Annotated in this window: 22 protein-coding genes; 6 read left to right on the top strand and 16 right to left on the bottom strand. The window is 38.4% G+C overall.

The features are described from left to right. Positions 1–458 precede the first annotated feature (458 nt). Positions 459–572, top strand: a complete 114-nt coding sequence (locus tag AC25Y1_RS05215; RefSeq protein ID WP_488146893.1) for a hypothetical protein — start codon at positions 459–461, stop codon at positions 570–572. 387 nt (positions 573–959) lie between these two features. Here the strand turns inward: AC25Y1_RS05215 and AC25Y1_RS05210 are convergent, their stop codons facing one another. From AC25Y1_RS05210 to AC25Y1_RS05145, 14 genes are all read right to left on the bottom strand, one after another. Next, on the bottom strand, positions 960–1,796 hold the full coding sequence (locus AC25Y1_RS05210; protein ID WP_488146892.1) for an SDR family oxidoreductase: 837 nt from the start codon (positions 1,794–1,796) through the stop codon (positions 960–962). Positions 1,797–1,807: 11 nt separating this feature from the next. Further along, positions 1,808–2,869, bottom strand: coding sequence for a mannonate dehydratase (gene uxuA / locus AC25Y1_RS05205; protein ID WP_488146891.1), 1,062 nt, complete (start codon positions 2,867–2,869; stop codon positions 1,808–1,810). Between the two features lie 109 nt (positions 2,870–2,978). After that, entirely contained in the window at positions 2,979–3,998 is a 1,020-nt protein-coding gene (locus tag AC25Y1_RS05200; protein ID WP_488147032.1) for a zinc-binding alcohol dehydrogenase family protein, read from the bottom strand. A 314-nt stretch (positions 3,999–4,312) separates the two neighbouring features. Next, positions 4,313–5,758, bottom strand: a complete 1,446-nt coding sequence (locus tag AC25Y1_RS05195) for an aldehyde dehydrogenase family protein (protein ID WP_488146890.1) — start codon at positions 5,756–5,758, stop codon at positions 4,313–4,315. Beyond that, entirely contained in the window at positions 5,751–6,728 is a 978-nt protein-coding gene (locus AC25Y1_RS05190; RefSeq protein WP_488146889.1) for a transketolase family protein, read from the bottom strand. The genes AC25Y1_RS05195 and AC25Y1_RS05190 overlap by 8 nt, the downstream gene beginning before the upstream one ends. After that, positions 6,725–7,561: a transketolase gene (locus tag AC25Y1_RS05185; protein ID WP_488146888.1), complete on the bottom strand. Its 837-nt coding sequence runs from the start codon at positions 7,559–7,561 to the stop codon at positions 6,725–6,727. The genes AC25Y1_RS05190 and AC25Y1_RS05185 overlap by 4 nt, the downstream gene beginning before the upstream one ends. Before the next feature lie 20 nt (positions 7,562–7,581). Then, entirely contained in the window at positions 7,582–8,706 is a 1,125-nt protein-coding gene (locus AC25Y1_RS05180) for a mandelate racemase/muconate lactonizing enzyme family protein (protein WP_488146887.1), read from the bottom strand. 64 nt (positions 8,707–8,770) lie between these two features. Further along, entirely contained in the window at positions 8,771–10,063 is a 1,293-nt protein-coding gene (locus tag AC25Y1_RS05175; protein ID WP_488146886.1) for a TRAP transporter large permease, read from the bottom strand. 37 nt (positions 10,064–10,100) lie between these two features. Further along, complete coding sequence (locus AC25Y1_RS05170; protein ID WP_488146885.1) at positions 10,101–10,586, bottom strand: TRAP transporter small permease; 486 nt, start codon at positions 10,584–10,586, stop codon at positions 10,101–10,103. A 73-nt stretch (positions 10,587–10,659) separates the two neighbouring features. Beyond that, positions 10,660–11,673, bottom strand: coding sequence for a TRAP transporter substrate-binding protein DctP (gene dctP, locus AC25Y1_RS05165; protein ID WP_488146884.1), 1,014 nt, complete (start codon positions 11,671–11,673; stop codon positions 10,660–10,662). Beyond that, positions 11,670–12,752: an NAD(P)-dependent alcohol dehydrogenase gene (locus tag AC25Y1_RS05160; protein WP_488146883.1), complete on the bottom strand. Its 1,083-nt coding sequence runs from the start codon at positions 12,750–12,752 to the stop codon at positions 11,670–11,672. The genes dctP and AC25Y1_RS05160 overlap by 4 nt, the downstream gene beginning before the upstream one ends. Positions 12,753–12,766: 14 nt before the next feature. Next, complete coding sequence (locus tag AC25Y1_RS05155; RefSeq protein ID WP_488146882.1) at positions 12,767–13,795, bottom strand: zinc-dependent alcohol dehydrogenase; 1,029 nt, start codon at positions 13,793–13,795, stop codon at positions 12,767–12,769. Between the two features lie 93 nt (positions 13,796–13,888). After that, on the bottom strand, positions 13,889–14,908 hold the full coding sequence (locus AC25Y1_RS05150; RefSeq protein ID WP_488146881.1) for a LacI family DNA-binding transcriptional regulator: 1,020 nt from the start codon (positions 14,906–14,908) through the stop codon (positions 13,889–13,891). A gap of 565 nt (positions 14,909–15,473) precedes the next feature. After that, positions 15,474–16,085 carry a GntR family transcriptional regulator gene (locus AC25Y1_RS05145; protein ID WP_488146880.1) on the bottom strand — a complete coding sequence of 204 codons (612 nt, stop codon included), beginning with the start codon at positions 16,083–16,085 and terminating at the stop codon, positions 15,474–15,476. A gap of 174 nt (positions 16,086–16,259) precedes the next feature. Between AC25Y1_RS05145 and garR the strand changes: the two genes are divergently transcribed. The 5 genes from garR to AC25Y1_RS05120 all read left to right on the top strand — a co-directional run bounded on the left by garR (position 16,260) and on the right by AC25Y1_RS05120 (position 21,710). After that, the gene (gene garR / locus AC25Y1_RS05140; protein WP_488147031.1) at positions 16,260–17,168 is read left to right on the top strand and encodes a 2-hydroxy-3-oxopropionate reductase; all 909 of its coding nucleotides are present in this window, start codon (positions 16,260–16,262) and stop codon (positions 17,166–17,168) included. Then, positions 17,161–18,579 (top strand): four-carbon acid sugar kinase family protein, encoded by a 1,419-nt coding sequence (locus AC25Y1_RS05135; protein WP_488146879.1) that lies wholly within the window; start codon positions 17,161–17,163, stop codon positions 18,577–18,579. The genes garR and AC25Y1_RS05135 overlap by 8 nt, the downstream gene beginning before the upstream one ends. Positions 18,580–18,698: 119 nt before the next feature. Further along, positions 18,699–20,048 (top strand): GntP family permease, encoded by a 1,350-nt coding sequence (locus AC25Y1_RS05130; RefSeq protein ID WP_488146878.1) that lies wholly within the window; start codon positions 18,699–18,701, stop codon positions 20,046–20,048. 44 nt (positions 20,049–20,092) lie between these two features. Further along, entirely contained in the window at positions 20,093–20,278 is a 186-nt protein-coding gene (locus AC25Y1_RS05125) for a hypothetical protein (RefSeq protein ID WP_488146877.1), read from the top strand. Next, positions 20,268–21,710 (top strand): amidase, encoded by a 1,443-nt coding sequence (locus tag AC25Y1_RS05120; RefSeq protein ID WP_488146876.1) that lies wholly within the window; start codon positions 20,268–20,270, stop codon positions 21,708–21,710. Before AC25Y1_RS05125 ends, AC25Y1_RS05120 begins: the two co-directional genes overlap by 11 nt. Positions 21,711–22,274: 564 nt before the next feature. Here AC25Y1_RS05120 and AC25Y1_RS05115 read toward each other — a convergent pair. Together AC25Y1_RS05115 and AC25Y1_RS05110 are read right to left on the bottom strand one after the other, a co-directional pair. Beyond that, on the bottom strand, positions 22,275–22,829 hold the full coding sequence (locus tag AC25Y1_RS05115) for a competence protein ComK (RefSeq protein ID WP_488146875.1): 555 nt from the start codon (positions 22,827–22,829) through the stop codon (positions 22,275–22,277). Between the two features lie 1,158 nt (positions 22,830–23,987). Next, positions 23,988–24,842 (bottom strand): FRG domain-containing protein, encoded by an 855-nt coding sequence (locus AC25Y1_RS05110; protein WP_488146874.1) that lies wholly within the window; start codon positions 24,840–24,842, stop codon positions 23,988–23,990. Positions 24,843–25,245 lie beyond the last annotated feature (403 nt).

Genomic DNA, 25,245 nt, shown 5'->3' with positions numbered 1-25,245 from the left:
TTCACGATTTGTTCATATTCACATCATGTGTTCATTTGATAACCCAATAATAGAGTATAGAAATAATAATGTCAAGTTGTAATATTAAGTTTATTATAAAAGCCTTTATTTAATAAAAGAGCCCAGTCTATACCTTATCTATAACATTTATAACCCACTCCTCCCTTTATAAAACACATTCCCAATGCCAACAAACATGATTAAACCCGGATTTTAAATAATAGCATTTTTTAAATTTACCCAAGCATTCTTGAATTTTGACGGTTCGACTCGGTTCAGATAATATTCTACGATTAGTTCATCCGGGAATAAATTGTATCGTGCACGGTCAAAAGGGCCGTATTTTGAAAAAGTGTGCAGAAGTACTTACGCAATATGAACCGATGATTTCTGTAGCTATTAGACAACTCAATATTTACCATGATCATAAAAGTTTTCGGTAGGCGGGTCGTGTTGCATTGTGGCAGGCTTGGACTCGTTATGAGGAAGGGATAGGACATTTCGCACTGTTTGCTTCGATGAGTATTCGTGGCGCTATGCTTGATTTGTTGAAAAAGAAGGTTAGATTTTAAGTAAATGTCATGCAAACTGAGGTGGATATGCATGGAGTTTTTGAATGATATTGAAAGTCCGGAGATCAATCAATGGTTTAATCACACAGGCTACTTCCGAGGGAATTTCTTCCATCCAAGGAACCTTAGGGTTTTTAAAAATGTTCCTATGTGCGGTAAATTTATGACAATTCAAAAATTCAAAAAACCCGGAATCATCTATCTAACCGGGTTTCTGCCTCAATGTTATGTAATTTAATTGTATTCATTGAATAATTCCTCGCAGAGATACTCAACAAGCAAGTCATCATGAAGATTTTCAAAAATGTTCCATAATAATTCCAATCATGTAAATAAAATTAACAATCCCCAAGATGGTCCAATTCATCACTAACCCATTCTACATTTTCACACACCTGAATAAGCCATGAAACCGCCATCTACGGGAACAGTAATACCTGTAATAAAACCAGAATAAGATTCGTCTATTAGCCAAAGTAAGGTTCCTAGTAAATCTTCTGGTTTACCAAAACGCTTCATCGGCGTGCTGCTAATAATTTTTTCCGACCTCTCTGTGTAGCTACCGTCTTTACTTAATAGTAAATCCCGATTTTGGCTTGTTAAAAAGAAACCAGGCGAAATCGCATTGACGCGCAAATTTGTTTCTGCAAAATGAACAGACATCCACATTGTAAAGTTATTTACTGCTGCTTTTGCAGCACTGTAGGCGGGTACTTTCGTCATCGGTGAATAGGAACTCATTGAAGATATGTTTATGATAATGGGTGATGGTTGTTTTAATAACTCTTTTCCAAATACTTGGCTCGCTAAAAAAGTACCTGTAAAATTACTAGCAAAAACTTGGCTGAATCCGTCTTCTTCTAAATCAAAAAACGATTTTCCTATTTCGTTTCCTTTATAAGTTTCTTCAGACGTAATTGCATCAGGGTGGTTTCCACCTGCCCCGTTAATTAATATATCAATGCGACCAAATTCACTCAACACATCAACCATTGCTTTTTGCAATGATTCCCTATCCAATACATTTGCAGCTAAAGCAATTGCTTGTCCACCCGAATTAATAATTTCTTGCGCGACCTGTTCCCCATTTTCTTTCGTCCGATTCAGAATTGCAATTTTGACACCATGGCGTGAAAGCTCTAACGCCATTTTCGAACACAACACACCACTTCCTCCTGTAATGACTGCCACACGATTTTCCAAATTTGTATGTATTGGTAGCAAGCTAATCCCTCCTAATCTTGAGTTTGGAATGCATCCCATAAGCCCAGTAAGTACATGATCCCCATTGCTCGATCATATAAACCGTAGCCGGGTCGACATGATTCATCCCAAATATGACGACCATGATCTGGGCGCACATATCCATTATATTGACTATTTGCTAGTGCCTTTACAACATTTGTGACATCAATTGAGCCGTCGGTAGTGTAATGCGATGTTTCGATGAAATCACCATTTTCATAAATCTTCACATTCCTTATATGGGAAAACGGTGAATACTTAGCATATTTGACAACCAGTTCAACCATATTGTTTTCTGGATTTGCGCCTAATGAGCCTGTACATAGCGTGATACCGTTCGAGGGTGAGTCTGAAATAGCTAATAAACGTTTCAGACTTTCTTCACCAGTCATAATTCGTGGCAATCCAAATATCGACCACGGCGGATCATCAGGATGAATAGCCATTTGAATTTCGCACTCTTCTGCAACAGGTAAAATTGCTTCCAAAAAGTAGGCAAGATTTGTCCATAGTCGCTCTTCATCAATATCTTGATAAGCAGCAAATAGCTCTGTTATACGCTCCATTTTCTCGGGTTCCCAACCGGGTAACGTCAAATCGGAAGAAGAATAGAACATTTTAACAAGCTCTTCTGGCGTAATTGAATCAATCATTGCTTTTTCATAAAATAAAGCTGTCGATCCATCAGGAAGTGGATGAAATAAATCTGTCCGAATCCAATCAAAAATCGGCATGAAATTATAGCAGATTACCTTTACACCTGCATCTGCTAAATTACGGATAGTCTGCTTATAGTTTTCGATTAACTGCTCCCGTTCTGGTAAACCTAATTTAATGCTTTCATGGATATTAACACTTTCAACAACTTCTGCATGAAAACCGTAGGAATTAATATAAGACACTTCCTGCTCAATCTCTTCCGAACACCAGACTTCTCCTACTGGTTTTTCATGCAATGCCCAAACGATTCCCTTAACGCCAGGAATTTGTTTTACTTGATCGAGCAATACCGTGTCGTTCTCCCTTCCATACCAACGAAACGTCATGTTCAAAATCATCCATCCCCTTTTTTTCCGAAGCGAAGAATTTATCAGCACACTCCACGCTGTCTCGAAATTTCTTTATTAAATAACTTACAACCGGGAATCATGTTAATTCTATTTAATCAAAAATAATACATGCTTTACGTACAAGGTCAGGGTTATTTTCAACAAATGTAAATGCTTCCTGCACCTGTTCCAACGGAAACTTATGCGTAATTAAACCATTATGCGTCAATTTTCCCTCATTTAATAACATGACTACTTTTCCAAACTGATTGGTCTGTAATCTAGAACCGACAATTGTCAATTCCTTTTTTGTAATTGGAAGTTGAGAAATCGATGAAGGATGCTCATCGAATCCAAGGACTACAACCGTTCCCGCTGCACTTGCAACTTTAACGGCTAGTTCAAATGTTGATGGTATGCAAACAGCATCAATAACAACATTTGCTCCTTCACCATTGGTCATCTCGAACACCCGCTCAACAACTGATTCTTCCTTGGCATTTATGATATAATCCGCACCATTTTCTTTCGCAAACTGAAGACGTCCACCATTCAAGTCGGTCATAATCACAGTTGCACCAGCAAGCTTTGCCATTTTCAAAATACAGATGCCTACTGGACCACTTCCTTGAATCAGTACAGTATCGCCTTCTTGAACATTCCCGCGCCACACTGCCTGCGCCCCAATTGTGTAAGGTTCTGCCATCATAATTTCGTCCCACTCCAGAGAAGCATCCACCTTATGTACTTGTTTTTCAGGTAATACGATAACTTCACGCATGCCACCGTCTTCATGAACGCCAAGTACAGATAACTGAGAACAAACATTATGACGTCCTTTACGACAAGCATAGCATTTCCCACAATACCGAATGGGTTCAATAACAACATGGTCACCCATTTGAAGTTGCCGAACTGCCGAACCTACTCCAATTATCTCACCTGCAACTTCGTGACCAACAATTCTCGGATAGGTCGCAAGCGGATTCGTTCCATGGTAAATATGCATATCTGATCCGCAAATGCCGACTTGTTTCACTTTAATTTGAACAGCATAATCGTTCTGAATTTGCGGAATGTCTCGATCGGTAATCGTAATGACATGTGCTTCTGGAATTTGAACTGCTTTCATTTTCATTGATCCACCACCTTCAATTTGAATAAACAGCATATTCACCTTATCGCTCAATAATATCTTCTTCGTTTATAAAAGCTTGCACTTCATTTAAATAGGGAAGTCATTCGTTAATTCTTTTTGAGTCGATCAACTGCCAATTAGAGTTCAGTTATTGGTGTCGTCTAACGGATAAAGAGTGACCTCCTTATTGTCAGAAAGGTTATGTAGTCACATACTCATTTCGACATTTAAGGAGGTCCTCGGATATACTATTTTTGAAAACTGTTGAATCGGAGGGACTCATAAAGCGCCTTCCATTAATGTTTGTCTTACTCCATATTAAAGACGACGACACGTTCGTCGGTCATTTCTTCAATCGTATATTTAGGACCTTCTTTTCCGATACCACTGTTTTTAATCCCACCATATGGCATATTGTCGGAACGGACAGCTGATACATCGTTAATCATAACTCCGCCAAATTCCAGCTCATGCATCGCTCGTAAAGCGAGACTGAGATCGGACGTAAAGAACCCGACTTGTAACCCAAAACGTGAGTCATTCGCTTGGTCAAACACCCAGTCAATTTCACTATAAGGAACAAGATTGATAACAGGGGCAAAAACTTCCTGACACATCACTTTCATGTCCGCTTGCACTTCCGTCATAATTGTCGGATAGATAAAAGCTCCCTTTCTTTCGCCACCATAAAGAACTTCAGCACCTGCTTGCTTGGCATCATGAATCCAATTTTCAACACGAATGGCTTCTTTTTCAGAAATGAGCGGGCCAATATCTGTTGCTTCATCATGCGGATCGCCAACGACAAGTTTTTCTGCACTTTCTTTTAATTTCTTCGCGAATTCCTCATAGATGTCCGCATGTACATATAAACGCTGTACAGAGATGCAAGCTTGTCCGTTCGTCGATGAAAATCCTCTTAATGCACACATTTCGGCAATACTGTCCAAGTTTTTTGCATCATTATGAACAATTGTCGGTGAATTACTTCCTAATTCCAAGATGACTTTGCGAATCCCAGTTGTGCTTTTAATATGTCTTCCAACTGCTTCACTACCCGTAAATGTATATAAATTAATGCGCGGATCCTCTAATAGCGGTTGTCCCGTATCCTTACCGGTCCCGTTAACGACATTTAGAAAACCATCAGGTAAACCTGCTTTGTTAAACATCTCCACTAATTTCATCGTCGCGATTGGTGCGATTTCTGCCGGTTTTAAAACGACCGTGTTTCCGGATGCTATGGCAGGACCCACTTTGTGAGCAACTAGATTTAATGGATTGTTAAATGGCGTAATCGCCGCCACAACACCCACGGGGACACGAATCGTAAATGCCATTCGTGATTCATGACCTGCTTGTCCGGAAATGGGTACGCCGTGACCAGCAATACGTTTTCCTTCTTCGGCTGCAATCATGAAGGTCGCAATTGCTCGGTCAACTTCCACGCGACAATCTTTAATCGTTCTGCCGACTTCATCGACTAAAATTCTTGCCAATTCTTCTTTTTGTTCAGCCATCAACTCTGTCACTTTAACAATAATATGATAGCGTTCAGTTGGACTTAGTTTTTGCTTCTTAAATGTTTCAGTTGCATTTGTGATAGCCGCATCGACAACTTCTTTATCGGCGATAAATACCTTGGCCATCGGTTCTCCATTATGTTTGTTGAATACAGTGAGCGTTTCTCCTGTATGGATGTCTTCCCCGTTAATATAGCTACCTATCACAGCCAACTCTTTAACTTTAGCCATGGTTCAGACTCACCTCTTTTTTTTGTTCCAAGCATAGTTTAACACTTTCAATAATGTGCTGACTTGATAAGCCATATCGGTTAATCAAATCATCGTTCGAACCGGATTGAATATTCACATCTCTTAACCCGACACGTTGCATTGGCACAGGCGCATTTTCAACGAGAATCTCGGCGACAGCACCACCTAGCCCGCCAATGATGCTATGCTCTTCAGCCGTTACGACTGCTTTCGTCTTTTTCGCCGCCTGAATAATCGCTTCCTCATCAATCGGCTTAATGGACGGAACGTGAAGCACCGCTGCTGATACGCCTTGTTCTTCTAGTTCATATGCCGCTTCAAGCGCTCTTGCCGTTTGAGCACCTGTCGCAATAATTGTCACATCTGTGCCTTCTTTTAACGGTACAGCTTTCCCAAGTTCAAATTTCTTGCCTTGTCGATTCACTTTCTTACCAGGATCTCTTGATGTACGAATGTAAACAGGCCCTTTATATTCATTGGCAAATGTAATCATTTCTTGAAGTTCCTCTGAATCTGCTGGAGATAAAACAGTCATATTCGCCAGGCTTCTAAAAATCGCGATATCTTCAACTGCCTGATGCGTTTTTCCTGCTCGACCGTTGAGCAATCCAGCGTATGCGCCAATCATTTTCACATCAAGTTTTGGCTGTGCAACAACAACTTGAATTTGGTCTAAGCTTCTTTTAGATAAAAACGCTGCAAACGTTACCGCCCAAGGTTGAAGACCCGTTGTAGCCATTCCTGCCGCAACACCGATCATATTCTGTTCAGCAATTCCCATCTGCAAAAACTTATTCGGTTGCTCTTCCTCAACTGCATTAATTTTTGTTGAGTTTGCCAAGTCTCCATCCAACACATACACGCGTGGATCTGATTTGGCAAGTTCAAGAATTCCTACGCCAAATTGATCTCTCATTGACCTTGAATCATTTTCCAGTTGAAATGTCATTGTTCAACACCTACTTTCAGTTCTGAAATTGCCTGATCATATTCACTATCAGTTGGGATGTTTGAATGCCATAAATACTCATTTTCCATGAAGCTAATTCCTTTACCTTTCACCGTGTTTGCGACAATGACTGTCGGCCCGCCACGATGTTGTTTTGCTTGTTGAATCGCTGTTTCGATTTCCCCAAAATCATGACCGTCTATTGTCATGACATTCCAACCGAATGCTTCCCATTTTTTCTGAGGGTTTTGAACAGGTAGTGATCTTGCACCATCTGTTTCTTCCCAACCATATTGTTGTAACTTATTGTAATCCATTATGACAATTAAATTATCAAGACTGTAACGATAGGCAACATCCGCTGCTTCCCACACTTGTCCTTCTTGAATTTCACCGTCACCGACCATACAATACGTCGTAAACGTTTCATTTTTCAGCTTTGCTGCGAGCGCCATTCCGACTGCTGCTGAAATCCCTTGCCCTAGGGATCCTGTTGACATATCGAGTCCAGGTAACACGTTCATATCCGGATGGGCTTGAAGACGTGAATCGATTTGGTCGAACGTTCTCATTTCCTCTTCAGGAAGGTAGCCCTTCTTAGCCAATACAGCATATAATGCGATTGCTGAATGTCCTTTCGATAAAACAAAACGATCACGTTGCGCCCATGTAGGATTTTCTGGTTGGATGTTCATTTCATTGAAATATAGATGAACAAGTAAATCAGTTGCGGAGAGGGGGCCGCCGACGTGACCCGCTTTCGCATGATAAACAGTATCGATAATTAACTCTCGCACGCCAGCTGCAATTTGTTTTAATTCTTCAACTTTCATTCTAAACACTCCTTTTCATCTTATTTGTCTAAACGATATTCATTTATGCAATCCCAATTGAGCTCAATACCGAAGCCTGGTCCGTCTGGAATTTTATAGTACCCATTTTCAAATGGGTTTGGATTTTTAATCATGTTATAAAACATTGGGTCACGGTCTGGGTGGAACACTTCAAGAAACGTTCCTGTCGGCGCCGAACCGAGTAAATGTGCAGAAATATGTGGTTCTTCGTGGTGAGCCATTTCAAATCCTAGCGCTGTCGCCGCACTTGCTACTTGTCGCCACACGGTCGGTCCACCACTCCAACTTGCATCATAGTTACAAACATCGATGGAGCCATTAACCATCATTTCGATACAAGCAGCAGGAGAAACCTCACTTTGTCCGGCTGCAACCGGAATACCGGACATTAAACGAATGTCTCTCATTGCAGAACGGTCATGCGTCCAACGGCAAGGTTCTTCAAACCAACGAATATTCAAGTCCCTGACACCTAATGCAAACTTTAACGCTTCGGCACGTGTATATCCCTGGTTTGCGTCAACCGCGATAACAAAATCATCGCCCGCTTCATCACGCGCAATTTTCACACGCTCAATATCTACTTCAGGACTTCTACCGCCAACTTTGAACTTAACGCCGGCCACTTGCATTTCTTTGTACGTCTGAATGTCCTCACGTGTCGATTCCTCATTGACATCCATGCCTTCCGTATAATAACCGCCGATGAGCATAACTGGAAGCTTCGTTCTGGTTCCGCCCCAAAGCTTATTCAAAGAAATGTTTAATGTCTTTCCGATTGCGTCGTAAATCGCGCTATCCACACAAGCGATTGCATTAAGGGCAATTTTTCGATCCGCCAAAATGTCGAATGTCAAGGGGTAGATTTTATCCCAAATGCCGTTTACATCAAAAATGTCATGACCAATAATCATTGGAGCGATTCGATCGTGAATCATACTAACAATCGCATCTAAGTCATCGATTTCATCACCGTTGTAAATTTGTCCTTCAAACCCATCTTCTGTCGTAATCGTCGTCACAACCGTAACTCGATGCGACATGTAGTAATTGCTTCCTCTATAAACTTTATTTAATGGCATTTTCACTGGAATAGCTTTCACACTTGTAATTTTTGAACCCATCAATAAACACTCCTCTTAGTTAGTTGGAAACGTTTCCTTTATTGTTTAAAAATATAATTCTTCGCTATGATAGTAAATTCGGTAAAAATAGAGCGATTTGCGGGAAAAACGTTACGGTAAATAACACTAATAGTAACACCAAGATAAACGGTATCGATTCCCTTATATAGTCGGTGATCTTTACACCAGCTATCGTTGTCGTGATGAACATCATCGTTCCGAATGGTGGCGTGAAGCCTGCAATCGTTAAGTTGATTGACATGATAATTCCAAAGTGAACTAAATCAATACCCATGTAAGATACAGCTGGAACCAATAGTGGCGCTAATAATATCATCGCCGCCCCGCCTTCGAAGAAACAACCAACAACGAGCAGGAAAAGATTAATTATAATTAATAGTACAAGTGGATCTGATACGTTCGATATAAGGACTTCGGAAACGAGTATAGGAATACGCTCCCAAGTTAAATAACTACCGAACGAATTTGCCGCAGCGATGATGAACATAATCCCTGCTGTCGCCGTAACAGATTCTTGAATGATTTTCATTCCATCGGACCATTTCAATTCCTTGTAGACAAAAGCCCCTACAAGAATCGCGTAGATAATGGAAACAGCACCCGCTTCAGTCGGTGTAAACATCCCAACACGTAGGCCCAATAGGATACCAAGTGGTAACGCTAATGCCCATATCGAATCCAGTGCTTGTTTTCCGATTTCTCTCATTGTGGCCCTTTTCTCACGTGATGCAGCATAATTTCGTTTACGTGAAATAAGCCAAACGAGAATCATTAAAGCGATTGTCAATAGTAGCCCAGGTACAACACCCGCAAAAAACATCTTTGCAACTGATACATTCGCTAATACAGCATACATAATTAAGATAATCCCTGGTGGTATGATAGGCGTAATAACAGCAGCAGCTGCTGTAACGACCGTCGAATACGCTTTACCGTATCCAAGCTTAACCATTTCAGGCACAAGCATTTTCGTGGACATGGCAGCATCCGCATTCGCAGAACCGGAAATTCCTCCCATCATCAAACTGACTAAAACGTTGACTTGCCCCATTCCTCCTTTTACATGACCGATCAATACAACAGCCAATGCAATCAGTTTTCGCGAAATACCGGAGTAGTTAAAAATGACTCCTGCAGCTGTAAAAAAAGGAATAGCTAAGTAGGTAAATGATTCTGTAGTCGACATCATTCGTTGAACAATCATATCAATTGGCATATCGTGGTTAATAAACACAAAATAGATTGCGGTCGCGATAAGCAACGAATATGCAACAGGGACTTTAAAAAAGAATAGAATTAACAATACGATTATCGGTAAAAAGGATAAGAAATCCATCCTTGCCTTACCTCCTTCTTTATCCTTCTAAAATGGTTCAATACGTCTCTTCTGGCTTATCAAACTCCGAATCACCTTTGATTGCCTTTACTAAAAAAATAATTGAATAGATACTCATAATGGAAAACGCTAACGTTGCTGAAAAGTCAACAAATGAGTATGGTATTCGCAAAGCAGCAGTCGGTCGTACCCAAGCCGATATCGTCAATTCTGTACTTAAATAGACCAGGTAGATATTCGCAACAGTAAGAATTGCAAAGTTAATCACTTTTGCAATTTGCTTCAAGCTTGCTGGAAGCAATTCCACAAGCATGTCGATTGCAATGAGCGAATGTTTTCGGTATAAAATACAAACGCCTAAAAACACACTGTAAGTAAAGCCAATAAACGCAACTTCTTCCGTAAAACTAAACGAACGTTCCAAAAAGAACCTTGAAAAAACGTTTACAACGACAACTCCTACCATAATGACAAATGCAACTGAGCTAACAATCACTTCAAAATTCGCTACAATTTTCTTCATGCAATCACCTCTCGTTTGGTGTGATGCCTATGAATAAGGAAGTCCGATTCATAGGCACTGCACTTCTCAAACATTATTCAATAGCCTGTAAAATTTTATCGTATAGATCTGGCGTCCATTCAGGGAATGCATCGCTTACTTTCGATGCTGCTTCAATGAAACTCTCTTTCTCAATTTCATTAAATTTCACGCCTTCTTCTTCCAATTTCTTTGCAAATTCCGACTCAAGCTCTAAAATTTTAGGTGCTCGTTCAGCTGGATAAGATGATCCAACTTCGTCAATTGCCTTTTTCGCCGCCTCAGGCAATGAATCGTAAACCTCTTTAGACATAACAACAGACGTCGTTGCAACCAAATGACCTGTTAAAGAAATGTGTTCACGTGTTTCAAACAATTTAGATGAATACAGTAAAGACAACGGCGCTTCGGCACCATCCGCTACCCCTTGTGAAAGTGCGGTATACACTTCACTCCAAGCTGTATTCGTAGGGTTTCCACCAAGTGTTTTGGAGACCTCGTTCCACATTTTTGTCGGTGCGTTACGAATCTTCATACCCTTTGTGTCATCACGAGTGACAACTTCACGGTCAGAAAGTAAGTGGCGGCTACCGAAGTAAACCATCGTCACAACTTTTAGCCCTTTCTCTTCCAATTCTTTTTCCATACGTTGTCCTTCTTCAGACTTCCAAGCTTTTTCAATATCCCCTGGCTCTTTAAATAAATATGGGTGCATGAAAATAGAGTAATCATCGACATAGTCTGATAGGTGACTTGGGTCGGAGTCTTGTAAAATTGGAGCCCCTTTTGTAATGGCCTCAATTGTATCCGTCGTTTTCCCCAATGTTTCTGATGGGTACACTTCCAATTTCAATGTCCCTTCCGAAGCATCTTCCAACTGTTTCGCAAACTCTTCCCAAAGCGGAAAGGTTTCGTCCGTGCTTGCCGGTACCATATTCATTTTTAATACGACTGCCTCTTTTGAACTTCCATCGGATGCCTTTGCGCCGCCATCCGAAGATGACGAATTGCCACATGCTGTTAGCGCCAACAAACAAAATACCATGATGATACCCGTTATTTTCTTCATATCCGTTCCTCCTCTTTCATTTCATTTGGATAAACTATTACTTTAATGCTAGATTCTTTATTTGTAATGGCTCGGTCGAGTGCATCTTCCGTCTCGTACAATGGAAATCGATCCGTTATGACACAATCGACGTCTGAACAGCGCGATAAAATTGAAATCCCTTGCGGAAAAGTGTTGGTATAGCGATAAACAGATTTAACATCAATTTCTTTCATGAGCATCTGTGTAAACTTTAGTGAAACATGCTCTGCTCTAGGAAAACCGATTGCGACAAAGTTTCCTCCCCTTTTAATCACATCAATAGAATCGACAATCATCTTGTCATGCCCTGATGTATCAAAAGCTATATCTACCCCTTCACCCCCTGTTTGTAATAAAACCTCTTGTTTAAAATCATCTTGACCAATCAAAATCGTTTTTGAAGCCCCTAGCATTTTAGCTATTTCCAGTCGTGAAGGTTCAATATCTGATACGATAATTGCCCCAGCGCCTGCCGACTTTGCTGCAAGGATTAGCATAAGACCAACTGGCCCTAGCCCTGATATATGAATAGCCTGTCCAGCTTGTAATTCTCCACGTCTACAGGCGTGAATGCCTACAGATAGAGGCTCAACTAATGTTGCGACATCAAAATCCATTTCGTCCGGAATCAGATGTACCAAATGTTCGGGATGCACCAAGTACTGGCAAAATGCGCCATCCGTCCCTTTAGCAGAAAGAAACTGCACATCTGGACAAAGATTGTATTTTCCTGACTTACAATAAATACATTTTAAGCAAGGGATGCCCGGTTCAACAACAACACGGTCACCCACTTTGACGGTTCCGACGTTTTCTCCGACTTGCAGTACGACACCGGCACATTCATGCCCAAGAATGATTGGGTATTGAACAGTATTCTGACCAATTTTCCCATGTTCATAATAATGAATATCTGATCCACAAACACCGACTGCCATCACTTTAATCAGTACTTCACCTGGACCAGCGGTTTGAATTTCTCTATCTTCTAACTCAATTTTTTGATGACTTTTTAAGACTGCAACTCTATTTCTATCTCTTTGTATACCATTGCTCAAATCACAATCCTCCTTCAGTTATAATGCAACAAAATTTTTCCGGATTTTTTCGATTCAGCCAAATCAAACGCCTCTTGCCATTTTTCGATTGGGAATTTGTCGGTAATTATTTTTGAGAGCTCAACTTTATTTTGTTCAAAAACGTTTATTACCCGATCCCATGACGACAAGTGATGTCCAACTGAACCGTAAAGCTGCAATTCTTTGAATAGAATACGATCATAATCCAAGCTGATTTTTCTTCCTGTAATCCCTACTTGAATAAACTTCCCTTTCTTTTTCACAGCCTCCAAGCCCGAATTGACAGCCGCTTCGGAGCCTGAACATTCAATGACTACATCAAAGCCATTTGGTACGGACTCAGCAATATAGGTATTCAAGTTTTCTTTTTGAACATCTATCGTTCGGAACGCTCCAATTTCATTTGCCTTTTCCAATCTCACGGCATCTTCAGTCGTTCCTGTCACTGTGACTTCAAGTCCTCTTCCAACGAGAACCGCTAAACAAAGCAGTCCTATCGGCCCCGGTCCTGATACGAGAATACGATCACCAATCCGAATATCCGTTAGTTCTTCAAGGGCGTGAATGACACAAGCCAACGGTTCAGCAAGAGCGCCAACCTCCATAGGTGTATGGTCAGGTAGTACGTATACCATATCTTCCCGTACATTCACATATTCCGTAAAGCTTCCATTAATGGCGTATCCAAGACCTCTTCGGTTTTCACAAAACATATAATTTCCTGTTCGACAATAATTGCATTTTTTACATGTCTCGGCTGTCGATGGAAGGACTGTTACCCGATCGCCTATCGTAAGCGCTTTCACATGTTCCCCAACTTCAGTTATAATCCCGGAAAACTCATGTCCGAGAACAACCGGGGGGAAGTTCATAAATGTGTCATGATAAATATGTAAATCCGTTCCGCATAGACCACTAAAAGCAATTTTAATGGTCACTTCGTCCCCTTTTAGCTTCGGTAACGCCATCTCCTGTACTGCAATATTCCCCGGACCTTCTTTAACCTTTACTACTGCCTTCAAAATGCATCATCACTTTCTATGGTAGAGTATTGGAAATGATTGAATATATAAAATAAATAGGTAATATCATAGAGTTCCAGAACTTTAAATAACTTAAAGGTTATTTTCATTATTCAGCCTTACACAAGAATCCCGAATGACAAATTCTGTCGGTATTGTTATGGAGGACTGTATTTTTTTATTCTTAGGCTTTTCTACAACTTGAATTAGCATTCTTGCTGCACTGGAACCAATTTCATTAAGATCACGTTTAATTACTGTAATGGAAGGATGTAATAATTCAGTTAATTCATCATCTTCAACTGTAATAATCGAAACATCACTCGGGTAGGCAATCGAATATTTACGCATTACTTTCAAGATTCCGTGAAAAATTCGATTATTCAACGATAGAATAGCAGTGACTTTTTTTTGCTGTATCTGAGGCAGTAAGTCAATCATTATTTGTTTTCCAGATTCACTTGTAAAATTCCCTTCAATGATAAGCGCTTTTTCATGGTCGACGCCGTACTCTTCAAAAGCTTCCAGAAATGCTTTTATACTTACCTTCGTAGGACGAATTTTTTTTGAAACCCCAATGAGTGCGATCCCCGTATGTCCAAGTGAAAGAAGATATTCCGTCGCTTTCTTCACGGAACTGAAATAGTCTGTTTCTATAAGACCGGCAACGCCCTCAATTTTTCGATCAAGTACAACGACCGGGATCGTCAAGTTTGCTAGATAGTTATTTAGTTCAGAATCATCTTCGCGTGGAATGGAAACAATAATTCCATCAAATCTGCGCCCATTGAGAAACTCTTTAATTCTTACTAATGTATTACGGTTTCCAATGTCACAAAGTGACAATGTGTACCCCAATTCATTTAACTCCCCTTGCATTCCCTTCGCTATATGCGCGAATGCAATGTTGGAAATATCAATAAGAAGAGCAATATTCCTATGCCTATTGGACCTCATACTTTGCGCCACTTGATCCGGCCTATATCCAAGTTCGTTCACACTTTCAAGAACTTTCGCTTTTGTTTTCGGACTGATACCAGATGAACCGTTTATTGCTCTGGAAACAGTTCCCAATCCAACGTTTGCATGCTTTGCAACATCTTTAATAGTCACTCTAACATTTTGTATTGTGTATCACTCTCCCGTTTGGAAACGTTTCCCTTTTTCGATGTTTTTTCACTCAATTAATATTATTGTAACCGAGTACTCCATCACTCTCTCAATTGGAAACGTTTCCTTTTTAAAAGAATATCTCATTCATCTAAAGATGTCAATACATTTTAAATAATTTATTTTATCAATAATTACCGACTAAAAACTAACCTTTATCATAATTCGCTGAACATGAATTGAGCTGGCTGGAATCTTTTCTTGCATAAAGATAGTATGCATTCAGGTATTCCGTAGCTTCCTTTGAATATTTTGAATAAACAAAGCCATCTATAGGTTTAAATTTAATGTCAAGAAAGTGGTTCTTGCTATCGTTGAATAGTTCTTCAATCAACCTAATGTTCGTATGAAACTCCTTGAAACCGCATTATTACCTTTTTTAAAAGAATGTTCCTACTTCAATCATGGATAAATAACCAAAGGGATATTGACAAAGTACTATATAGTCAATATCCCCTTTTTATTTTATGCAATTGTAGTATATTGCTTCGCAGGTACCTAAATATTATCAATTTACAATATCAAGAGAAAACTCTAAATCTGCTTCCAAATGGGATTTCATTAAAATACTAGCCCGCTCTTGGTCCCGATCTGCAATTGCATTGCAAATGAGTTCATGCTCGTCAATGAGGAACGGTCTTTTGTACAACACTACTGCACGACTAAATAAATAAATAATCGATTGCATCTTATCCACAGTATCAATCATAATCGGATTGCGACATTCTCGTACAATTAAATCATGAAACCTCTTATTCGCACGTACAATTTCTTCTGAAGTCCCTAATCTCGCTATCTCAATGCAAGACTTTAGTTCGGAAATATCTTCCTCAACCATATAGGTTGCCGCCATTTTAGCTGCATGACATTCGATTAATATTCGCATTTGAAATAAATGTCTTAAATCTGTTTCAGTTGGTTTATATACTTTTTTTCTTCTTATTAAACCCTCTTGTTCTAATCTGCGGATTGCTTCCCGGATAGGCGTCCTGCTGACACCAATTTCTTCCGCCAATCTTTCTTCGACTAATTTCATCCCACCTGGGTAGACGCCATTTAAAATTTGGTCGCGTATCATTTCATATGCTTGTAATTGGGCAGTTCCAAATGTACTTTGCATTGTTCTTCCCCTCGTTTCTCTCTATAAAATAAGTATACTAGAACTTGCACTTACATAGTATGAATAAAGTAAAATGAATTCATTTCCACTAGAAATGTATACAAGTCAGAAACTTTAGTATACAATGGGAATTGAATCATACAAAGAACGCCAATTACGAATATATTGAGGAGAATTATGATGAAGATTGGATTTATTGGACTTGGAATTATGGGTAAACCTATGGTTCTTAATTTACTCAAAAATGGTTTTCAAGTAAAAGCATTCGATATTAACGAAGAAGCAAGAAAAACAGTGGCTATTGCTGGAGCGATTGAAGCCTATTCACCTTATGACGCTACAATTGAAAGCGATGTCATCGTAACGATGCTTCCAAATGCAGAAATTTTGAAAGAAGTATTGTTCGGCAAGAACGGAGTATCTCAAGGAGTAAAGCCAGGCACGATTGTCATTGATATGAGTTCTATTTCTCCAGTAGAATCAATTAATTTTGCAAAAGAATTCTCTAAAAAGAATGTGCCGTTTTTAGATGCGCCAGTAAGTGGTGGTGAACCCAAGGCGATTGATGCAACCATGTCAATCATGGTTGGCGGTGAGAAGGAAGCTTTACAAAGAGTTCTACCTATTTTAAAGGCAATGGGTAATGAAATTACGCATGTTGGTGATAGTGGAAGCGGGTCGACTACGAAACTGGCAAATCAAATCTTGGTAAACGTCACGATCGCGGCAATGTCGGAAGCCTTAGTACTTGCAGCAAAATCTGGTGTAAATGTAGAAAAAATGTATCATGCAATACGTGGCGGCCTTGCGGGAAGTGCAGTTCTTGATGCAAAAATGCCGCTTGTACTTGATAGAAACTTTGTTGCCGGTGGAAGAATTGATATTAACTTGAAAGACTTGACGAATGTTTTAGATGCTGGAAGAGATATTGGTGTTCCCATGCCACTTACCTCAAATGTTTTGGAAATGTTCCACGCACTTAAAGTCGATGGAAAAGAGGCAGATGATCATGTCGGGTTAATTCAATACTATGAAAAACTGGCAAATTTTAAGGTGATGGAAGGAGTTAAGGAAATTGAGTAACGTTTTAAAGCGAGTTAATAGTCTTCCGGCTTATGGACAAGAACTACAAGAAAAATGGAAACAAGAACGTTCTTCTTTTTCTCATAAGATTATTGTCCTTGATGATGACCCAACAGGGGTACAAACCGTTCATGGCATCCCTGTTTTCACTGATTGGACTGAAGAAACAATTCTTGCCATGTTCCAAGAGGAACGTCAGTTAGTCTTTCTTCTGACAAATTCACGTTCTTTTTCCATAGAGAAGACACGCCAAGTTCATACAGATATTGCAGAAAGAATTGCGCTTGCATCTAAGAAATTGAACATTCCTTTTCTACTCATTAGTAGAGGAGACTCGACACTCCGTGGACATTATCCACTAGAAACTGATGTATTAAAAGAAACATTGGAAGGGTCGAGTTCTATTCATTACGATGGTGAAATCATTATCCCCTTCTTTAAAGAAGGTGGAAGAGAAACTATAGACGATGTACATTACGTAAAACAGGATGAGCAGTATACACCTGCTGGTGATACAGAATTTGCAAAGGACCGCATGTTTGGATTCACTAGTAGCAATCTAACAGAATGGGTCGAAGAGAAAACACTTGGTGCTTATAAAAAAGAGAATGTGTTAACCATCTCACTTGATGAGTTACGATCGCTCAATTTTACTGCCATGAAGAAAAAACTACTTCAATTAGAAGACTTCCAAAAGCTAATTGTTAACGCGGTGACAGAAGATGATTTGAAAGCGTTCTCTATCGCACTTTTACAAGCAATTAAAACAGGAAAAAATTACTTATTTAGAACCGCAGCTTCTTTTACAAAGGTAATTGGGGACATTTCATCCAGATCTTATTTGGCAAAGGAGGAGTTAATAACTGAAGCAAATAAAAACGGCGGCTTAATCATAGTTGGATCTCACGTTAAAAAAACAACCGACCAATTAAATCGGTTAAGAGAACTCTCCACAATTCATTTTTTGGAATTTGATTGTCATCTGGTGACAGATGAAGAACAATTTGAAAAAGAAATTGCCCGTATCCAACAACTCATTAATAGTACGATTGTCAAAGGTACTAGTGTGTGTGTATACACATCCCGCGAAAGATTTGACTTGGAAAACGGGCAGGAAGAAGAGGAACTCGCATTGTCAGTAAAAATTTCTAATGCCGTCACCCGATTCGTCCGTGACTGTAACACCGAACCCCGTTATGTGATAGCAAAAGGCGGAATCACCTCGAGTGATGTCGGAACAATCGGATTGAAAGTTAGAAAAGCAGAAGTCATGGGACAAGTCGCCCCAGGCGTTCCTGTCTGGAAAACTGGAGAAGAAAGTACTTTTCCCAATATCCCATATATTATTTTCCCTGGGAATGTCGGTGAAGACGATACCTTGAAGAAAGTTGCTCTTCTCCTAGAAAATTAAAAATCTAACAACTTATTCGATATTGCTCTAAATCAATAGTTACTTTAAGGGGGTGATTACCAGGAGAATAGATTGTAAGAAAGTAATGAACAATAAAATCAAAAATGGGAGGTTTCATCATGGTCACAGGAAGTATGCTGATTCTAATATTTTTACTAGCTATAGCTTTGTTATTTTTACTAATTATCAGGTTTAAATGGGAACCCTTTTTAGCCCTGATAGGTGTTTCAATACTTGTAGGTCTATTAGTGCGAATACCAGCCGCCGAAATTCCACTAATTATTACAAAAGGATTTGGGGATTCTTTAGCGGGTGTTGGCTTACTAATCGGGCTCGGAATTATGTTTGGTCAATTACTGGGGGCATCTGGTGCGATTGAAAAGATTGGCCAATCTTTATTGAGGATTTTCGGAGCACGAAAGGCACCTACTGCTGTAGCACTTACCGGTGGATTGGTATCCATTCCTGTTTTCTTTGACGCAGCTTTTATAATCTTGATCAACTTGATTCGTAATCTATCCGTAAAAGCAAAAATTTCAATGGTAACGCTTACAACTGCTTTGTCTGTCGGATTAATCGTTACACATGGCGTCGTTCCTCCAACACCAGGACCACTTATTGTTGCTGATAATACTGGTGCTGAATTAGGGTTTTTCATTCTTTATGGTTTGATAGTTTCAATACCAGCAATAATTGTCGCTGGTGTCTTTTATGCTAAATGGATTGGAAAAAATAAGCCCCTTTATTCAGATGAAAACGTTAATAAGAAATTGCAAGAAAAAGAAGTCAAAAGCAAAAAAGAAATTAGCGCATCTTTATCATTCGGTTTATTATTGTTACCAATCGCTTTAATTATATTGGGTGCAATATTTGAGTTAACAACTATCGACAATAGCTTAGTAGATATCATTATGTTTATTGGTGAAAAGAACACCGCATTATTTATTAGTTTACTAGTTACGGCCTTCCTTTTACGCCCATATCTATCGGAGAAGCCTAGTGAATTATATAAAGAAGCAATCGCATCTGGTGGATTAATCATATTAATCAGTGGTGCTGGTGGTGGATTTGGAGCAATTTTAAATAGTAGTGGGATTGGAACCTACTTAGTAACTGTGATGACAGGATGGAGTATGCCAATCCTAATCTTGGCTTTCCTGTTCTCTCAAATACTACGTGCTACACTTGGTAATACAACCTTGGCTTTAATTACTGCTTCAACTGTACTTGGTCCTATGGCTGCAGATTTAGGCGCTTCTCCTCTCTTATTGGGATTAGCAATTTGTGCTGGAGGAATAGGTTTGTCATTACCTAACGATTCCGGTTTTTGGGTAGTTAGTAAATTTGCCAACTTATCCGTTGAAGATACTTTGAAAACATGGACTGTCGGTGGAACAATAGCCGGTGTAACAGTTCTCGTCATGGTATATATCTTAAGTTTGTTCCAAGGGGTCTTACCAGGAATTTAACTATGAATATATGCAACTATTAATCACAAAGGAGCGTGCGATACATGGATTCATTCATTAGAAAAACGTTAGCGGAAAAAGATATACAGATATCTGATCATATCTTACAGGAAGTAACATCTAGGTGGAAGTCAGTCAATACTATGAAAAATGAGACACCAACTTTACCGACTTCAGTCACTGATTTAGCTTTACGAAATATTCCCAGAGGTGATGATAATGAGTTATGAATTAGCAAATAAACCTGTTGAAGAGTTAGCACCTTTGATAGAGAAAAAGGAACTCTCTTCACTCGAATTAACAAAAGCTGTTTTAGATCAAGCCGATAAATTTAATGAAACAATAAATGCCTATATTAATATAACTCGCACAAAAGCCGAAAATATGGCAAAAGAAGCTGACAAGGAAATTGCAAATGGGATCTATCGCGGAATGTATCATGGGATCCCTATGGGCATTAAAGATAATATTTACTTTCAAAACGAAGTCACAACAATGGGTTCAAAAATTCACAAGAATTATATTCCAGATTATGAGGCAACTGTAATTACTAAATTAAAAAAAGCAGGAGCTGTGTTTACCGGAAAATTAAACATGCATGAATACGCACACGGACCGACAAATAACAATCCGCATTTTGGAGCATGTAGAAATCCTTGGAATTTGGAAAGAATACCTGGTAGTTCTAGTGGGGGTTCTGGAGCAGCAGTAGTCTCGGGGATGTCTTCCGCTTCTCTAGGAACAGATACGGGCGGTTCTATTCGAATACCTGCTTCATCTTGTGGTATTGTCGGCCTAAAACCAACACATGGAAGAGTTAGTAAACATGGCGTTTTTCCACTAGCCTGGTCCCTTGATCATGTTGGTCCAATGACAAAAACTGTTAAGGATGCCGCCGGTATGATGGAGATAATATCCGGTTACGACCCAGCAGATTCATCTTCTATAAATGTGCCAATTGGCGGATATGTTGCAGCGTTAGATAAAGGTGTTAAAGATTTGGTGATTGGCGTTAATGAAGATTACTTTTTCCAAAAAGTTGATTCTGAAGTTGCTAGTTTGGTGAAAAAACAAATTAATGCATTGGTAGAACAAGGTGCAAAAGTAGAGTTAATCAGCATCCCAGAAATAAAATACTCAGAATATGCATTAATGACGACCTTGTTAACTGAACCTTCTGCGGTCCATCATGAAAACATCGTTAAAAGACCAGAAGATTTTGGTGAGGACTTACGGATTCTATTAAAACTAGGAGAATTACCTTCAGCGGTTGATTATCTTCAAGCGCAACAATATAGAAACTTAGTGAAAACTGGTTTCCAAAAAGCCTTTGAAAAGGTTGATGTTATCATCACACCAACAATTCCTTTTATCCCGGCATATGTTGGTGATAACCATGCTGTTGTGGATGGTGTAAATGTCGATTTAAATGATGAGGTCATTCGATTTACTGGACCTGGTAACTTAACTGGACTTCCCGTTTTATCCGTCCCTTGCGGGTTAAAAGATGGTATGCCTGTTGGGCTACAAATTATTGGTAATGCATTTCAGGAAGGAACAGTTCTCAATGTTGGCCATGCAGTAGAAAAAAATGTTAGATTCAAAGATCATTCGACAAATATGATTCAAAAATTACAAAAGACGCTGCAAACCATGAATTAAACGCAAACATACTTCACTAAAAATCCCTTGAAAAAGGGTCGTGTAGGTGGAAAGCTTTCTGCCTTTAGGCAGGTTACCAAGCAATTCGGTGATAATGATTACCGTCAATGAAATATACCACGAGTGACATCTTTTGTACCACTCAATTACAAGAAGTGTACCAGTGAATGACAAGCTAATTACCAGTAGGACCTCCTGTATAATTAATGTACGCACTCAATAGTGCGATATTAATTGTACTGGAGTTTTTTTGAGTGATCCATTTATCGAAGGATTCTGGAACTACAAGATAAGGGAATGAGCATTAGGGTCATTTGCGGCAAGTACAGGAAGTTCTCATCAAAAAGTAACAAAAATCATTAATTTGGCTAAATGAAAGGTTTTTGAAAGAAGTCAGGCTTAATTATGACTATTCATGTTTTTTGGATGAAAAGTCAAGGGGATATCGACAAAGTCTTATATAGTCGAGATCCCCTTTTATTTTTATACAATCGTAGTGAATATACAGAATAGCTTCTAGGTAGCTAAAATTAAAGCTTCTAAAAAATTAATGGTGCCAAGCACCTAGCCCTTGTCGAAACAGTAATTCAAATTGTGATCATCTTTGTTGAAATGATAAATTGCCTTTGTTTCAGCGACTCGAAAAGGGATTTCGTTTGTTCTTTCTTCAATTTTACCCTTAAGTTTATAAGCCTCTTTGATTCTTTTATCAAATGAATAATAGCTGACATCTAATTTAAACGTACTTTCATTATAAAATGTAACAAGCGTTTTTCCTTCGCCAAGCTTTTTATAATGTTTGATTTGATGGAGAGCTAACCAGACGCAATCTCTGCTTGATGGCGATTTGCTAGGGAACCAATAAATACCGCGAGCTGCATTAACGATAATTGGCGTCATACTTATACCGCCTAGAATCATACTCGCACCATCTCTAGCACCTCTAAGGCTAGAACCATAATATTTTAAATTGGCATCTATTAAATCCGTCGGACATACATCTACTTTATAAACACTGTGATTCTCGAAAATACATGTGTGGACATAGCCTTTTTCATCGTATTCAGGAAAAAACATAATTGTTTCGTAGTTCATGATAAACCCATTTGGAAAAAGCATTTGGATTTCCCCCTTTTGATTTTCTTTATAAAAAGGAGTATACTCAACAATAGGTTGGTATACACGTATCAACTGCCTCGGGTGGGTCTGGCTAGACTATTTCACCCGGGGATTTTTTATTGCCCATTTTTCAATCACATTTTTCTCACCTCCTTGGTAGCAAAGCTTAGAAATTCGTTCCCCATAAACCTCTAATCTTTTTCCGCACGAAACGACAAACAAGTCCAAAGCAATACTAAAGTAACAGTCGATTGGAATACAAAATACAATTAGGTTAAACGTTATCCATCATATCACCTACTTCAATTATATATAATTATTAAAATACGTCAAATATTTTAACATTTTATAAATAAGAGCTTTAAAATTCCGATTATATATCATATTTGTCAAAAATCACTAAAGAATTTCCCAATCAATCATTATCTTCTTCAATCGAGTAAAAGTGACAATTTATAACTTTATTAAAATCCCAAATTAAAAGGAACTGTGCGCCATTGGATTATAACAATTCAAGGTTTTGAATAAAAACCTTGAAAAAATAAGCCCAGGCCTACACTGTTGTCGACTTTCTAATTTAACTTTATGCAATTGTCTTGTATTTTAAAACATTTTCTCACCAGGTGCCCCAAAGCCCCAAACTTAAATTTAAAAAACCTCCTGTATAATATTGTCATGCTTTGTTTGCATGCAATTTTATTATACAAGAGGTTATTCTATTGATCGTGCTGGCTCTGTAGTCCGCAGAATAAGCTGGCTCAAAACTACGCATAAGTGGCCATTTTCATATGCAATATTTAAAAAAGTACCTGTGCCAGGCGCAATTATGACTATTCATGTTCTTTGGATAAAAAAACAGGAGATATCGACAAAGTGTTATATAGTCGATATCTCCTTTTTATTTTTATACATTTCCATTGAATATACAGAATAGTTTCTAACACAGGTACCTGAAATTTAATTAAATACGTTTTTTGACAATGAAAGAAGAATCCGCATATATCACGGATTCTTCTTTTTAAGCTCCTAAAAGGTAGCTATGCGCGACACATTTGACAATTCACTACTTTGAATAAAAAACCATAGGGATATCAACAAAGCGGGTAATCGAATCGAGTAAAACGAGTAGATCTAGAACCTTACCATGGTAGTCACATTTTACAAATAAAATTCACTATATAACGATTTTGTGAAGCCATCAATTCCAGGGAATAAAGTTTCACTTGTTATATTCATTAATTTCAATTCTCTTCTTATTTCATTATGAATTTTTTTTGGAATCTTAACTTTAAGTAGGGCACATTCTTGATTGAGTAAACCTATTAAGTGATCATATTCAAAAATTTCTTTACTTGTTGGCAATTCTTTTTGAAACTTATTTACTGTTAAAGAAAGATTGTATTCAAATCCTTGCTGTCCTTCAAAAGGAATAGCAAATAGTCCCTGTTGTCTAGATAGCCTCTCATGCATATTAAAAGGTTCTATTAGCATAACTAGTGGACTTAAAGTTTGTTCAGTCAAAACATAGTTGCAATACTCTCTACTTCCATAGGCAGAGACATCATCTCTACGTCTCCATTTCTCTGTTTCAAGACCTTCTTTATAAATCAAGTCTTTATTTAGACAAAATACTGCAGATTCTTGAGACGCTTGATCTATAGAAAAATACAAAGCCACATAATATGAATAAGAGAAATCTAATAATCTTGTTGGACCTCCATGATGTTGTATTAATGATAACCACTCTAAAATATTTTCTTTTTCAGGTGGTTTGTCCATGTAATGAAAAGCTCTTCGTTGAAATTTATTAATGATTCTTCTTTCTATCTTTGGTATATCTCTTATATCCGAGTTGTTAATTATTGAACCTCTTTCTAATGTAGTTTGTAAAGACCATGAACTATCTGATTGTCCTCTAAAAACCCAAGGGTTAATATATTTAAATAGTATTATACAGTCTTCCCACGACTTAATAGTATATTCAAGAAATATGTTATCTCTATGCTTAGTCATAAAACTCACCTATATTCTATATAATATTGATTCTATGATAGAGTAAATCTACTTGTTTATTTTAAGTTTATAAAAATACGACTATACTGTCCTTTAGTGTAATATCAGTCTTACTCAACTAATCACCTGTTACTTACTGGTACATTTCTTGCCATTCAGTGGTAAAAAGTATGGAAACATTATTACATTCTTATGGACGTAATTAAAATAGCTGTTATTTTATGTAATATTTCACCTTTTGTCGTATCTTAACTAAATAGGAGTCCAATAAAAAAGACGTGCTAAATCTTTTTTCTTATTGGTTATTTATTAAAATTAAAAGGGCAGCTTGTGCTGTGAAATCATGAAAATTGCGTCTTTAGATAATAAATTAAGGAGAAATCAGCAATGTTTGATATAGGCG

This window comes from Sporosarcina sp. Y1009 (assembly GCF_057669865.1).
Note: the sequence above shows the minus strand (reverse complement) of the source record. Positions and strands in the feature narration are given on the sequence as shown.

Bases quoted from the DNA above. Each gene is read 5' to 3' on its own strand.
- AC25Y1_RS05170 (WP_488146885.1), bottom strand. From the start codon at position 10,586: ATGAAGAAAATTGTAGCGAATTTTGAAGTGATTGTTAGCTCAGTTGCA.
- AC25Y1_RS05185 (WP_488146888.1), bottom strand. From the start codon at position 7,561: ATGAAAGTTGAAGAATTAAAACAAATTGCAGCTGGCGTGCGAGAGTTA.
- AC25Y1_RS05200 (WP_488147032.1), bottom strand. From the start codon at position 3,998: ATGAAAGCAGTTCAAATTCCAGAAGCACATGTCATTACGATTACCGAT.
- AC25Y1_RS05130 (WP_488146878.1), top strand. From the start codon at position 18,699: ATGGTCACAGGAAGTATGCTGATTCTAATATTTTTACTAGCTATAGCT.
- AC25Y1_RS05180 (WP_488146887.1), bottom strand. From the start codon at position 8,706: ATGGGTTCAAAAATTACAAGTGTGAAAGCTATTCCAGTGAAAATGCCA.
- AC25Y1_RS05195 (WP_488146890.1), bottom strand. From the start codon at position 5,758: ATGGCTAAAGTTAAAGAGTTGGCTGTGATAGGTAGCTATATTAACGGG.
- AC25Y1_RS05175 (WP_488146886.1), bottom strand. From the start codon at position 10,063: ATGGATTTCTTATCCTTTTTACCGATAATCGTATTGTTAATTCTATTC.
- AC25Y1_RS05145 (WP_488146880.1), bottom strand. From the start codon at position 16,085: ATGCAAAGTACATTTGGAACTGCCCAATTACAAGCATATGAAATGATA.
- dctP (WP_488146884.1), bottom strand. From the start codon at position 11,673: ATGAAGAAAATAACGGGTATCATCATGGTATTTTGTTTGTTGGCGCTA.
- AC25Y1_RS05120 (WP_488146876.1), top strand. From the start codon at position 20,268: ATGAGTTATGAATTAGCAAATAAACCTGTTGAAGAGTTAGCACCTTTG.
- AC25Y1_RS05115 (WP_488146875.1), bottom strand. From the start codon at position 22,829: ATGCTTTTTCCAAATGGGTTTATCATGAACTACGAAACAATTATGTTT.
- AC25Y1_RS05125 (WP_488146877.1), top strand. From the start codon at position 20,093: ATGGATTCATTCATTAGAAAAACGTTAGCGGAAAAAGATATACAGATA.
- AC25Y1_RS05190 (WP_488146889.1), bottom strand. From the start codon at position 6,728: ATGACATTTCAACTGGAAAATGATTCAAGGTCAATGAGAGATCAATTT.
- AC25Y1_RS05110 (WP_488146874.1), bottom strand. From the start codon at position 24,842: ATGACTAAGCATAGAGATAACATATTTCTTGAATATACTATTAAGTCG.